This window comes from Novosphingobium sp. BL-S-34 (assembly GCF_056857015.1).
The window spans coordinates 1,587,006-1,598,831 of sequence record NZ_CM166472.1 but is presented as its reverse complement, the minus strand read 5'-3'; the positions used below and the strand labels follow the sequence as shown (position 1 = coordinate 1,598,831).

Below are 11,826 nucleotides of genomic sequence, written 5' to 3'. Positions count from 1 at the left end.
TGCGCTTGAATGGCGCGGGCGGACGGCTAGGAGCGGGGAAAATCGATAAGGGGTGCGCCATGTTTCTCGTCGTCTTCCGCAACCGAAAACGCGTCGACATCGATGCCGAGGCCTATGTCCACGATGCCGACCATATGGAGGAACTCGCCCGAAACCAGCCGGGCTTTCTCTCCTTCAAAAGCTACCTCAGCGACGACGGGGAAGTGATCGCCATGTCCGAATGGGAAGATGAGCCGTCCGCACGGGGCTGGGCGCGCCATGCCGAACATATCGTCGTGCAAAAGCGCGGCCGGGAAGGCTACTACGAGAGCTATACCCTCTTCACCTGCGATTCGCCGCGGGTGCACCGCTTCCAAAGGACGTGAAGACGTGAGCCTCGAATTCTACGGCATTCCGAATTGCGACACCGTCAAGAAGGCAAGGAACTGGCTGGACGCCCGAGGCAGCGAATACACTTTCCACGACTACAAGAAGGAAGGCGCCGAAGCGGCCCGACTCGAGCGGTGGGTGGCGCAGGCCGGCTGGGAAAAGCTCCTCAATCGCGCCGGGACCACATTCAGGAAGCTGCCCGAGGCCGACAAGGCCGACATCGATGGCGCCAAGGCGGTTGCAATCATGGCGGCCAACCCAAGCTGCATCAAGCGGCCGGTCGTGGAATATCCCGGCGGACTGCTGGTGGGCTTCAAGGCGCCCGAATGGGAGGCGGCGCTGGGCTGACGGGCCGGCGGTGATGACCATGATGCAGGCCGGCTGAAGCGTCGCGATGGATCCGATCGAATGGGCAGCGGCGGCCCTCGGGCTCGCCAATATCGCGCTCCTCGTGCAGCGCAGCGTGTGGAACTATCCGTTCGGCATGGCCATGGTCATGCTCTACTTCGTCGTGTTCTGGGACGCGAAGCTCTACGGAGAAGCGGGGCTGCAACTGTTCTTCTTCGCCGCCCAGATCTGGGGCTGGGTGCTCTGGGTGCGCGCGGGGGGCGGCGAAAGCCGGGTTCCGGTCCGCCGCCTGGGCAATTTCGCGCGGCTGCTCTGGCTGATGGGCACGGCGGCGCTGGCGCTGAACCTGGGCTGGGTCATGCACAAGTTCACCGATGCGTCGCTGCCCTATGCGGATTCCGCCATAGCCGGGGCCAGTATCGCCGCGCAGATCCTGCTGGGCTTCCGCCGCATCGAGAACTGGGTGCTGTGGATCATGATCGATGTGGCCTCGATCGGGGTCTATATCTACAAGGGGCTTTGGCCGACGACGGCGCTCTACGTGGTGCTGCTGGCGATGTCGGTACTGGGCCTGCGCGAGTGGATCGCGGCCGAGAAAGCCGAAGCGGCGTGATCACCTTGTGCCTCCACGGCGCGGAAAGCACCGGGAAGTCGGTGCTGGCGGAGCGGCTGGGCTATCCCTGGGTGCCGGAATACGGCCGCACGTATTGCGAGGAGCACGGCACCGACCTGACGATGGCGGACCTTCTTGCCATTGCCGAGGGCCAGGCCGAGGAAAATCGCAAGGCCATGGCCGCGCGCCCGCCGGTCCTGCTCCTCGATACCGACCAGCTCATGACCGCCGCCTGGGCGCAGATGCTGTTCGGCGACGTGCCGCCGGCGCTGCTGGCCTATCCCAAGGCGGACCACTACCTGCTCTTCGCGCCCGATGTGCCATGGCGTGATGACGGCACCCGTTTCTTCGGCACGGACGACAGGCGCGCGCGCTTTGCTGCCCTCGCGGAAGAGATGCTGGTGCGCGCAGAGGTGCCCTTCACGCGGATCGGCGGGTCCTGGCAGGAGCGCGAGGCGCAGGCCCGGCTCGCCATATCGGCCTTGGCGAGGACGCTCTAGCCGACATGGCGTCCTCGCCGGAGCGGCGGCCTATTTCTTCCGTGCGGTCGCGATGAAGTTCAGCGAGAGATCGTCCGAAAGGTGCAGTCCTGCCGTCGGCGACCAGGCGATGCCCTTGGGCTCGCCCAGCACCAGACCGGCGCCTGCCGCCAGATCGCGCAATTCGTCGGGGGTGGCGAATTCCTTCCAGTCGTGCGTGCCGCGCGGCACTTTGCCCAGCCGCTCGGCCGCCTCGACCAGCAGCAGGCGCGAGGCCGGGGTGCGGTTGGGGCAGGAAAGGAACATCAGCCCGTCGTCCGCCATCGCCTCGGCAAGCTGGCCGATGAACAGCGCCTTGTCAGTGACGTGCTCGATCACTTCCAGCGAGCAGACGAGATCGAAGCCCGAGAGGCCGAGCTGGCCGAGTTCGCCGTGCCGGTACGCGATGGGTAGCCCCATGGCTTCGGCATGGCTGCGTGCCGAAGCCACGTTCTCGGCCGCTGCATCCACGCCCGTCACGGCCGCGCCCAGGCGGGCGAGCGGTTCGCAAAGCAGGCCGGCGCCGCAGCCCGCGTCCAGCGCGCGCTTGCCTGCAAGAGGCCGCAGCATGCGCGAGTCGGTGGAGAAGTGGCGGTCGATCTCGGCGCGGATGAAGGCCAGGCGTACCGGGTTCAGCTTGTGCAGCATGGCCGAGGAACCCTTGGGATCCCACCATTCCGCCGCCATCGCGCCGAAGTGAGCGGCTTCCTTCGGATCGATTGTTGCGCGAGAAGGCGTGTTCGAAGCAGTTGCATTATCCATGACTCCCCCCTAACAGCCCGGCCGACTCTTATCCACACGCGCATCTCTCCTGCGCACAACCCGAAGGGGGCAACGGCACCTTGGCACGTATCGTGATGAAATTCGGCGGCACCTCAATGGCCGGCACCGAGCGAATCCGGCGCGTGGCGGGTATCGTCAAACGCCAGCAGGAAGCGGGCCACGAAGTCGCGGTCGTCGTTTCGGCAATGGCGGGCGAGACCGATCGCCTCGTCAACTTCTGCCGCGAGGCGAATGCGCTCTACGATCCCGCCGAATACGACGTTGTCGTGGCTTCGGGCGAGCAGGTCACTTCGGGCCTGCTGGCGCTGACGCTGCAGGCGATGGGCTGCAAGGCACGCTCTTGGCTGGGTTGGCAGCTGCCGATCAAGACCGACGACGCCCATGCCAAGGCCCGTATCGAGGAATTCGATTCGGAAGCGCTGCTGGCCTCGATGGCGGCGGGCGAGATCGCGGTGATCCCCGGTTTCCAGGGCGTTTCGCCGGACAATCGCATCACCACGCTGGGCCGCGGCGGTTCGGACACATCGGCCGTGGCCGTGGCGGCGGCGGTCAAGGCCGACCGCTGCGACATCTACACCGATGTCGACGGCGTCTACACCACCGACCCGCGCATCGTCGCCAAGGCGCGCAAGCTGCCGCTGGTGACCTATGAGGAAATGCTCGAACTGGCCTCGGTCGGTTCGAAGGTCCTGCAGACCCGTTCCGTCTCGCTGGCCATGAAGGAAAACGTGCGGGTTCAGGTGCTGTCCTCGTTCATCGACGAGAATGCCCCGGCCGCCGATACCTTGCCCGGCACGATGATCGTGAGCGACGAGGAACTGGCCAATGCCGAACAAGAAGGAAGCGACATGGAACGCCAGCTGATCACCGGCATCGCCGCCGACAAGAACGAAGCCAAGGTTACCCTTACCCGCGTGCCGGACCGTCCGGGTGCCGTGGCTGCGATCTTCGCGCCGCTCGCGGAATCGAACATCAACGTCGACATGATCATCCAGAACGTCGCCAAGGACAAAGGCGAGACCGACGTCACCTTCACGGTGCCGCAGGCCGACCTCGTCCGCGCGCAGGCGCTTCTGGAAGAACGCAAGGAAGCCATCGGCTACTACCGCATGATCGCCGACAGCAATGTCGCGAAGATCAGCGTCGTCGGTGTCGGCATGCGCAGCCACGCCGGTGTGGCCTCGACCATGTTCAAGACCCTGGCCGACCGCGGCATCAACATCATCGCCATCTCGACCAGCGAGATCAAGGTTTCGGTCCTGATCGACACGGACGAGACCGAACTGGCCGTGCGTGTGCTGCACACCGCTTACGGGCTCGACGCCGCCGCCTGACGGCGCAGCGCGACGGCGCACCCGATTGGGTGCGAGACATCGAACAGGAAAAGGCGGCGCGGCGAGCGCCGCCTTTTTCGTTTCAGTCTTCGGCGCGCGGCTGGACGAGTTCGAGCACATGGTCCCTGAGGTCGGCAGGCCACGGCGCGAGCGCTGCGGCCAGTTCCTCCAGCTTGTCCGCGAAAAGCAGGCGTGAGGCTTCCTCGAAGCCGGGCAGGTCGCCGCCGAGCGCGGACATGACGCGGTAGGCCCGCTCCTGCGCTGTGCGGCGCGCGGTACGTCCGCCGTCGGCCTTGCGCGCTTCGTCGACGAGACGGCGCAGGGCCTGCGAGGCACCGCCCGGCTGGCGGGACAGCCAGTCCCACTGCCGCGGCAGCAGGGTCACTTCGCGGGCGGTGACGCCCAGCCTGGGCCGGCCACGGCGCCGGGGCGCCTCTTCCTGCGCAAGCGCGGGAACGCCGCGCCAGTCGAGATCGACGGCCCTGCCATCCGCATCGTCGAACACGAGCAGTCCGTCCTGGCGCCCGCGCAGCGCCGCGACAAGTTGGTCCGGGCTGCCGCGCGCTATGCGGGTCATGCCAAGAAAGGCGGTGCAGTTCCGTGTCATCGAGCCATCCTGAATGATTTTTGCCCGGGTAATTTGATTTTGCGGCCGAGTCAATTTATCCGGGTGAAAATATCAGGACTCGAGAAAGGGAAATCATGGATCGCAAGGCGGCAGTCGCGGCATATCGCCAGCGCAAACCGGAGCGGGGCATCTACGCGGTGCGCTGCGAGGCGGCGGCGCTGGTGTGGGTGGGCCGCGCGCCTGACCTTGCGACGATCGGCAACCGGATTTTCTTCAGCCTGCGCCACGGCGGTTCCCCGCATCCCGGCCTGCAGGCGGCGTGGAATGAACACGGCGCGGAATCCTTGGCCTTCGAAGTGCTGGAAGTGCTTGATGGCGAGGAAATCGGGCTCGGTTGGCAGCGGGAACTCAAGAGGCGTCATGCGGACTGGATCGTGCGACTGGGCGCGGCGGCGATCTAGGCTCTGGCGCTCCGACATGGCGCTGGATCGAATTCCGCAGACAAGGTCGCGGCGCGGCCGCAGGCGCGTCCTGTGGTGTAGGGGTTGCCCGCGGCCTCTCTTGACGGCTCCCGTCAAAGCGCCTTGGCGAGTTCGTCCCGGAATCGAGGGTCCGCCAGGCCGATCAGCAGCGCGGCCCGTTCGCGCAGGCTCTTGCCGCGCAAGTTGGCGGCGCCGTGCTCGGTGACGATCCAGTGGACGTCGTTGCGGGGCGTCGTCACCGGGCCGTCGAGCCGCGGGACTATGCGGCTGACGGTGCCGCCTTTCGCCGTCGAGCGGCAGGCGATGATCGAGAGGCCGCCTTTCGATCCATAGGCGCCGCGCACGAAATCGAGCTGGCCGCCCGCTGCCGAGAACTGCCGCCCGCCCATGAATTCCGAATTGCAGGCGCCTTGAAGGTCGACCTGGATCGTCGCGTTGACGGAGACCACTTTGTCGTTCCGGGCGATCTCGGCGGCGTCGTTCACCACGTCGACCGGCAGCGAGTAGAGTTGGGGATTACCGTCCATCCAGCGGTAGAACGGGGCGTCGCCCATGGCGAAAGTATAGACGCTGCGGCCGGGATGAGTGGCCTTCAGCCGGTTGGAGACGGCGCCGGCATGGACCAGCCCCGCCATCGCCGGGGTGAGCAATTCGGTATGGATGCCAAGGTCGCGGCGGCTTTCGATGCGGCGGCAGACCGCCGCGGGAAGGTTGCCGATGCCCATCTGGAGGCAGGCGCCGTCGTCGATCATGTCGGCGATGCGCGCGGCAATGGCCTCGTCCTCGGGTGTGGCCGGCGCTTCGCCAAACGATAGCAGCGGGACGGCGTTCTCGACGATGGCGGCAACCTGCGAGACGTGGAGCGGCGTCGAGCAGGCCACGCGGGGCATGGCCGGGTTCACTTCGACGATCACCGTCCGGGCGCAATGCGCGGCAACGGAGGTATAGTCATTGGCCGCGCCGAAGCTGAAATAGCCGCTTTCGTCCATCGGCGAGACAGTGAGTACGCAGGCGTCCAGCGCGCATTCGTCGCGCAGCAGCCGGGGGGACCCGCTGAAGGCGCAGGGCACGAAATCGATGAGTGCTTCCGCCGCGGGATCGGCCTTGACGAGGGCGCGCTCGACCCCGCCCATGAACAGGCAGCGCGGCAGGATCCGGTCGAGCAAGTCGCGGCGCAGGATCGTCGTTCCGGCATGGGTCTGCGAGAGGAGATACCAGACCCGCAAGTCGCGCAGCGTTCCGGCTTCGGCGCGCCGGGCAAGCGCGGCGAGGATCGCGGGCGGCTCGGCGACAGCCATACCCATGGCAAGGTCGCTGTCGCTGGCGATGGCCAGGACCGCCTCGTCGGCAGAAGTCAGTTTGGCGGCGTAGATCTGCTTGGCGTCCATGATCCCACTCTTTTTTCTATGGGTCCGGGTGTGCCATCGGCAGGAAGCAAGGGGAAGACCGGAAGCGGGGCCTGCGCGCGACATGGCCGCGTCCCGCCGGGATTGCGTCTCGTTCTGCAGAAGAAAGATCCCGCCCCCTCGGGGGAAAGGGGGCGGGATCGGGGCCGTCGCAGGGCCAGGGAGGGCCGGGCGGGGGGAACGTGCGACGGCCGGGAGGTCAGTCGGCGGTTTCGGGTACCGGCGAAAGCGCGGGGTTCACGCTCATGCCCAGTGCCTTGGCGACGCCCAGGCCATAAGCCGGATGGCAGCGGGTGCAGTTGTCGATGTGGCGCTGCTTGATGAAGTCCGGCGCATCGCCCATGGCGCGGGCGGTGTTGTCGAACAGGCGCTGCTTCTGGTCGGCGTCGATGAGTTCGAACAGGGCGCGCGGCTGGCTGTAGTAGTCGTGATCGTCCTCGCGGAAGTCCCAGAAGTCGGCCCAAGCACCGTCAGCGCCGTTGATCTTCATGGGCGGCTCGCGGTATTCGGGCTGGCCCTGCCACTGGCCGAACGAGTTCGGGTGGTAATGCGGCAGGCCGCCATAGTTGCCGTCGACCCGGCCCTGGCCGTCGCGGTGGTTGGTGAAGACCGGGCAGCGCGCGGCGTTCACCGGAATCTGGTGGTGATTGACGCCAAGGCGGTACCGCTGCGCATCCGAATAGGCAAAGAGCCGCGCCTGGAGCATCTTGTCGGGCGAGACGCCGATGCCGGGGACGAGGTTCGAGGGCGAGAAGGCGCTCTGTTCCACATCGGCGAAGAAGTTGTCCGGGTTGCGGTTCAGCTCCATCATGCCGACTTCGATCAGCGGATAGGTCTTTTGCGACCAGACTTTGGTCAGGTCGAAGGGATGGAAGCCGCAAGTTGCCGCTTCTTCCTCGGCCATGATCTGGACCATGACCTTCCACTTCGGGAAATCCCCGCGCTCGATGGCGTCGTAGAGGTCGCGCTGGTTCGATTCGCGGTCTCCCGCCACCACTTCGGCCGCCTCGGCGTCTGTCAGGTGGGCGTGGCCCTGCTGGGTCTTGAAGTGGAACTTCACCCAGAACCGCTCGCCCTCGTTATAGAACGAGTACGTATGGCTCGAAAAACCGTCCATGTGGCGGTAGCTCTTGGGAATGCCGCGGTCGCCCATGACGTAGGTGACCTGGTGGAACGCCTCGGGCAGCAGGGTCCAGAAGTCCCAGTTGTTGGTGGCGCTGCGCATGTTGGTGCGGGGGTCGCGCTTCACGGCCTTGTTGAGGTCGGGGAACTTGCGCGGATCGCGCACGAAGAACACCGGCGTGTTGTTGCCGACCATGTCCCAGTTGCCTTCCTCGGTGTAGAACTTCACCGCGAAACCGCGAATGTCGCGCTCGGCATCGGCCGCGCCGCGTTCGCCCGCCACGGTGGTGAAGCGCGCGAAGATCTCGGTCTGCTTGCCGGCTTCACCCAGGAACTTCGCGCGCGTGTACCTGGAAACGTCGCCGGTGACGGTGAACGTGCCGAAAGCGCCCGAGCCTTTGGCGTGCATGCGCCGTTCGGGGATCACTTCGCGGTTGAGGTTGGCCAGCTTCTCCAGCAGCCACACGTCCTGCATCAGCAACGGACCGCGCGGACCGGCGGTCAGCGAGTTGGAATTGTCCACCACGGGCGCGCCGAAGGCGGTGGTGAGGGGGGTAGGAGTGAGCGAGGTCTCGCCGTGGGCAAAGGGGCACTTGCCGCCATTGGGTGGGGTCTCGGTCATGGTCTCACTCCTTGTCTCATCGAAATCGGGTCGATTTTCTCGGCTATGCGAAGGGCTTAACGCCTGCATGGAGATCGGTGAAACTATACGAAGATGTAAGTGTGATCGGTCCAGGCGATTAGTTAGAGGGAAGCGTGCATCGGCGGCGGCGCTTGTGCACGGCCTTCCGCCCATCTATGGCGCACGCTCATTATGGAATTGCCGGCTATGGGAGCATCGATGGCCACCTCAAAGACCTCCGCACTGATGACGCGCGGACGCGAATTCTTCGGCACCGAATATGCCATCCTGTGCGGCGCCATGTCCTGGGTGTCGGAGCGTAATCTCGTGTCGGCGATCAGCAATGCGGGCGGCTTCGGCGTGATCGCCTGCGGTGCGATGAACCCCGAACTCCTCGACAAGGAGATCGCGGCCACCCGCGCGCTGACCGACAAGCCCTTCGGCGTGAACCTCATCACCATGCACCCCCAGCTGTTCGACCTGATCGCGGTCTGCGCGAAGCACAAGGTCGGCCATGTCGTGCTGGCCGGCGGCATTCCGCCCAAGGGCAGCCTGGAAGCGATCAAGGAATCGGGCGCCAAGGTCATCTGCTTCGCGCCGACGCTGGCGCTGGGCAAGAAGCTGCTGCGCTCGGGCGCGGACGCCCTGGTGATCGAGGGCATGGAAGCCGGCGGCCACATCGGCCCGGTCTCCACTTCGGTGCTGGCGCAGGAAATCCTGCCGGCGCTGGCCGAGGAGCACCTGGTCTTCGTGGCGGGCGGCATCGGCCGCGGCGAGGCCATGGCCGGTTACCTGGAGATGGGCGCTTCGGGCGTCCAGCTTGGCACGCGCTTCGCCTGCGCGAGCGAATCCATCGCCCATCCGGCGTTCAAGAAGGCCTTCTTCCGCGCCTCTGCCCGCGACGCCGTGACCTCCGTCCAGGTCGATCCGCGCCTGCCGGTGATCCCGGTGCGCGCGCTCAAGAACAAGGGCACCGAGGAGTTCACCGCCAAGCAGATCGAAGTCGCCAAGCGCCTTGACGCCGGCGAGGTCGACATGGGCGAAGCCCAGCTGGCGATCGAGCACTTCTGGGCGGGCGCCCTGCGCCGCGCGGTGATCGACGGCGACGTCGAGAGCGGCTCGGTGATGGCCGGCCAGTCGGTGGGCATGGTCAGCAAGGAAGAGCCGGTGACGGAGATCATTGCCGCGCTCATGGCCGAGTCCGAGGCCGCGCTTTCCAACCGTTCCGCCTGAGGACCGGGTCGATGGCCGAACCGCTGATTTTGGCGTTGTCCTGCGCCGACCGTCCGGGGATCGTCGCCCGCGTCACGGGCTACCTTGCCCAGACGGGCGGCAATATCATCGAGGCGCAGCAGTTCAACGACCTCGAAGAAGACAAGTTCTTCATGCGCGTGGCCTTCGATCCCGGCTCAGCCGACCGCGAGGCGTTCGGCGAGGGTTTCGGGGCCATCGCTCACGAATATGGCATGGCCTGGTCGATGACGCGCCGCGACCGGCCGCGCCGCGTGCTGCTGCTGGTCAGCAAGTTCGACCATTGCCTGGCCGACCTGCTCTATCGCCAGCGCATCGGCGAAATGCCGATGGAAGTGGTGGGGATCGTCTCCAACCACCCGCGCGAGGCGATCAATTCGCTGATGATCGGGGACTTCCCCTTCCATCACCTGCCGATCACGCGCGAAACCAAGGCCGAGCAGGAAGCGCAGATCCGCGCGCTGGTGGAGGAAACCCGGGCCGAGCTGGTGGTGCTGGCGCGTTACATGCAGATCCTCTCGGACGAGATGGCCGCGTTCCTCTCTGGCCGGTGCATCAACATCCACCACTCGTTCCTGCCGGGCTTCAAGGGCGCCAAGCCCTATCACCAGGCCCATGCGCGCGGCGTGAAGATGATCGGCGCCACCGCGCACTACGTGACCGGCGATCTCGACGAAGGCCCGATCATCCACCAGGATGTCGAAGCCGTGACTCACGCGGACACGCCCGAGGACATGGTGCGCAAGGGCCGCGACATCGAGCGCCGCGTCCTGGCTGAGGCCGTGCGCCTGCACCTGGAGGACCGCGTGCTGCTGAACGGTTCCCGCACGGTGGTCTTCCGCAGCTGACCCTTGCGGCGGGGCGCGCATCGGTCGATGGTGTGTGCGTTTACGAGTCTTTGTCCGAAAACGCCCGAGAGGGCTTTTTCGTGGGCGGGTGCCGCCAAATTCGCTTTCGGCGAACTGAAACCAGGGAGAGCGGCCATGCCTGTCAGCGGCGTCGATCACGTCAATATCCTCACTGACGATCTCGAGAAGACGGCCTCGTTCTACGAACAGGTCCTCGGGCTCACGCGGAGCGACAACCCCACGATCGCCATGGGCATCGCCGGTTACTGGATGCGCGACGGGCAGGGCAGCGCGATCGTTCACCTGGTCGACCGCACGACGGCCGGCGACCGCTACGAGGCCTATCGTCCCGGGCAGCCGACCAATGCGCTCCACCACTTTGCCCTGCGCTGCACCGGCTTTGCCGAGACTGCGGCGAAGATCGAGGAACTGGGCCTTGCCCACCGCGTGAGCGACCATCCGAAGCTGGGGCTGCGGCAGATATTCCTGGTCGATCCCAATGCGGTGAACCTGGAACTCAATTTCCCGGGCGATTGAATCTGTCCCGCCCGGCGTAGCAAATGCTCGCCTTCCCGGTCCCGGTTGGGTAGCCTTGCCGCAACAACCTGATTTCCAAGGACCGGAGCGCCTTTCGATGTGCGATGACTTCACGGCCGAAGCTGAAGATGGCAACCTCGCGCGCCGGGGATTGAACCGGCGCGAGTTCGCGGCGCTTGGCGCCAGCGCCGCGCTGGCAGGCTGCAGCACCAGCATCATGAAGACTCATCCCGCCAATTCCGTGCAGGAGCGGATGGTCTCGATCACGACGGCGGACGGCGTGGCCGATGCCTTCTTCGTCCATCCCGCCAAGGGTAGCCACCCCGGCGTGATCATGTGGCCGGATATCGCCGGCCTGCGCGAAGCGAAGAAGATCATGGCCCGCACTCTGGCCGCGGAAGGCTATGCGGTCCTTGTCGTGAACCCCTATTACCGCGGAGAGCCCGCCCCGGTGTTCGAGAGCTTCGCCGCATTCCGCACCCCGGAAGGGCAGGCCAAAGTCGAGCCGCTGCGCGCCGCGCTGACGCCCGAGGCGATCTCCCGCGATGCCGCCGCCTATGTCGCCTTTCTCGACGAGCAGAAAGCCGTGGACCGCAAGCGCGGCATCGGCTCGAACGGTTACTGCATGGGCGGCCCGTTCACCGTGCGCGCGGCCGCGGCCGTGCCGACGCGCGTGCGGGCGGCCGCCTCTTTCCACGGGGCGGGGCTGGTGACCGACAAGGCGGACAGTCCGCACCGCCTTCTGGCGCGGACCCAAGCGTCGTTCCTCTTCGCCATCGCCCGCAACGACGATGCCAAGCAGCCGGCGCAGAAGTCCGAGCTGAAGCAGGCAGCCGCGGCCGCAGGCCGCCCGGCGGAAGTCGAAGTCTATCCGGCCGATCACGGCTGGTGCGTGCCCGATTCCCCGGCGTGGGACCCCGATGCCGCGGACAAGGCCTGGCAGCGGATGCTGGCGCTCTACGCCACGCTGTGAAGAGGCGGCTCCATGGGCGGATGTCCAGATCGTCATTTGCCCGTTAACGCCG

At 66.2% G+C, this 11,826-nt stretch carries 14 protein-coding genes; 10 read left to right on the top strand and 4 right to left on the bottom strand.

The genetic code is table 11. From position 1 onward, the window contains the following. Positions 1-59 precede the first annotated feature (59 nt). The 4 genes from AC1VV3_RS07555 to AC1VV3_RS07540 are packed head-to-tail and all read left to right on the top strand — an operon-like array spanning position 60 to position 1,830. Positions 60-365, top strand: coding sequence for an antibiotic biosynthesis monooxygenase family protein (locus AC1VV3_RS07555; RefSeq protein ID WP_132264919.1), 306 nt, complete (start codon positions 60-62; stop codon positions 363-365). A gap of 4 nt (positions 366-369) precedes the next feature. Continuing rightward, positions 370-717: an arsenate reductase gene (locus AC1VV3_RS07550; protein ID WP_134094597.1), complete on the top strand. Its 348-nt coding sequence runs from the start codon at positions 370-372 to the stop codon at positions 715-717. A gap of 46 nt (positions 718-763) precedes the next feature. Further along, positions 764-1,330, top strand: coding sequence for a nicotinamide riboside transporter PnuC (gene pnuC / locus AC1VV3_RS07545; protein WP_132264923.1), 567 nt, complete (start codon positions 764-766; stop codon positions 1,328-1,330). Continuing rightward, complete coding sequence (locus AC1VV3_RS07540; RefSeq protein WP_132264925.1) at positions 1,327-1,830, top strand: AAA family ATPase; 504 nt, start codon at positions 1,327-1,329, stop codon at positions 1,828-1,830. Before pnuC ends, AC1VV3_RS07540 begins: the two co-directional genes overlap by 4 nt. Positions 1,831-1,860: 30 nt before the next feature. On the opposite strand, the gene ubiG is transcribed toward AC1VV3_RS07540, so the two are convergent. Beyond that, on the bottom strand, positions 1,861-2,610 hold the full coding sequence (gene ubiG / locus AC1VV3_RS07535; protein WP_134094595.1) for a bifunctional 2-polyprenyl-6-hydroxyphenol methylase/3-demethylubiquinol 3-O-methyltransferase UbiG: 750 nt from the start codon (positions 2,608-2,610) through the stop codon (positions 1,861-1,863). An 80-nt stretch (positions 2,611-2,690) separates the two neighbouring features. Between ubiG and AC1VV3_RS07530 the strand changes: the two genes are divergently transcribed. After that, positions 2,691-3,965, top strand: a complete 1,275-nt coding sequence (locus AC1VV3_RS07530; RefSeq protein WP_132264929.1) for an aspartate kinase — start codon at positions 2,691-2,693, stop codon at positions 3,963-3,965. An 82-nt stretch (positions 3,966-4,047) separates the two neighbouring features. Here AC1VV3_RS07530 and AC1VV3_RS07525 read toward each other — a convergent pair whose 3' ends face one another. After that, positions 4,048-4,572, bottom strand: coding sequence for a DUF2239 family protein (locus AC1VV3_RS07525; RefSeq protein ID WP_431567314.1), 525 nt, complete (start codon positions 4,570-4,572; stop codon positions 4,048-4,050). A 95-nt stretch (positions 4,573-4,667) separates the two neighbouring features. Between AC1VV3_RS07525 and AC1VV3_RS07520 the strand changes: the two genes are divergently transcribed. After that, entirely contained in the window at positions 4,668-4,994 is a 327-nt protein-coding gene (locus AC1VV3_RS07520; protein WP_431567313.1) for a GIY-YIG nuclease family protein, read from the top strand. A 113-nt stretch (positions 4,995-5,107) separates the two neighbouring features. On the opposite strand, the gene AC1VV3_RS07515 is transcribed toward AC1VV3_RS07520, so the two are convergent. Continuing rightward, complete coding sequence (locus AC1VV3_RS07515) at positions 5,108-6,403, bottom strand: acetyl-CoA hydrolase/transferase family protein (RefSeq protein WP_431567312.1); 1,296 nt, start codon at positions 6,401-6,403, stop codon at positions 5,108-5,110. Positions 6,404-6,620: 217 nt separating this feature from the next. Further along, positions 6,621-8,165: a catalase gene (locus tag AC1VV3_RS07510; RefSeq protein ID WP_431567311.1), complete on the bottom strand. Its 1,545-nt coding sequence runs from the start codon at positions 8,163-8,165 to the stop codon at positions 6,621-6,623. Positions 8,166-8,384: 219 nt separating this feature from the next. Here AC1VV3_RS07510 and AC1VV3_RS07505 point away from each other — a divergent pair, with 219 nt between their 5' ends. From AC1VV3_RS07505 to AC1VV3_RS07490, 4 genes are all read left to right on the top strand, one after another. Beyond that, entirely contained in the window at positions 8,385-9,398 is a 1,014-nt protein-coding gene (locus AC1VV3_RS07505) for an NAD(P)H-dependent flavin oxidoreductase (protein WP_132264938.1), read from the top strand. A gap of 11 nt (positions 9,399-9,409) precedes the next feature. After that, positions 9,410-10,264 carry a formyltetrahydrofolate deformylase gene (gene purU, locus AC1VV3_RS07500; protein WP_132264940.1) on the top strand — a complete coding sequence of 285 codons (855 nt, stop codon included), beginning with the start codon at positions 9,410-9,412 and terminating at the stop codon, positions 10,262-10,264. Positions 10,265-10,399: 135 nt separating this feature from the next. After that, the gene (locus AC1VV3_RS07495; protein ID WP_132264942.1) at positions 10,400-10,801 is read left to right on the top strand and encodes a VOC family protein; all 402 of its coding nucleotides are present in this window, start codon (positions 10,400-10,402) and stop codon (positions 10,799-10,801) included. Positions 10,802-10,898: 97 nt separating this feature from the next. Then, positions 10,899-11,774: a dienelactone hydrolase family protein gene (locus tag AC1VV3_RS07490; RefSeq protein ID WP_314464832.1), complete on the top strand. Its 876-nt coding sequence runs from the start codon at positions 10,899-10,901 to the stop codon at positions 11,772-11,774. Positions 11,775-11,826: the final 52 nt, after the last annotated feature.